Origin of the sequence: Mesorhizobium sp. M7A.F.Ca.US.002.01.1.1 (assembly GCF_004022955.1) — a bacterium.
Taxonomy (GTDB): Bacteria; Pseudomonadota; Alphaproteobacteria; order Rhizobiales; family Rhizobiaceae; genus Mesorhizobium; species Mesorhizobium ciceri.
The window spans coordinates 1-499 of sequence record NZ_RZQE01001043.1 but is presented as its reverse complement, the minus strand read 5'-3'; the positions used below and the strand labels follow the sequence as shown (position 1 = coordinate 499).

Here is a 499-nt window from a genome sequence, read left to right as displayed (position 1 = left end):
TTGAGAAGGCGATGCCGCTTTCGCCACGCATGAACTCGAACTCCGTTTCTTCGACTCGCCCAAAAACCTAGGCGAATCCAATGGACAACGGGTTAATGAATGGCCCGGAAAAATGTTGCCAAAGCGGCGTCCAAATCACAGTTCCGTTAACCTTATATTTAAAGTTTTACGTATCCCGCGGAATGCATGTTTTCTTTACCCCCCTGTGTCATTACGATACGAGGGGTCCATTTTCAGCCTCCTGCGCGGGGCAAGACAAACAAAATTATAAGCCCGCGGCAGCTAGTACAGGGTAGCGAAGGCATGGCAAAGAAACCGACGACGAGAACTCTCGACAGCGAAGTGGCCAGGGAACTGGAAAAGGCGCTCGATCTCGACCTCAGCAATGAGATCGGCAGCGGCGACCTCGATATCGCGGCTTCGATGGAGGATCTTGAAGCGCAGATATCCCAGGCGGCCGACGAGCTGGCGCGCGAGGGACGCAATCATAAGCCGGAAC

At 53.7% G+C, this 499-nt stretch carries 1 protein-coding gene; it reads left to right on the top strand.

Going from position 1 to position 499, the window contains the following annotated elements; translation table 11 throughout:
• Window positions 1-303: 303 nt before the first annotated feature.
• Window positions 304-499, top strand: a 196-nt coding sequence (locus EN932_RS37605) for a hypothetical protein (protein WP_164890920.1), incomplete at its 3' end; no start/stop codon positions are given.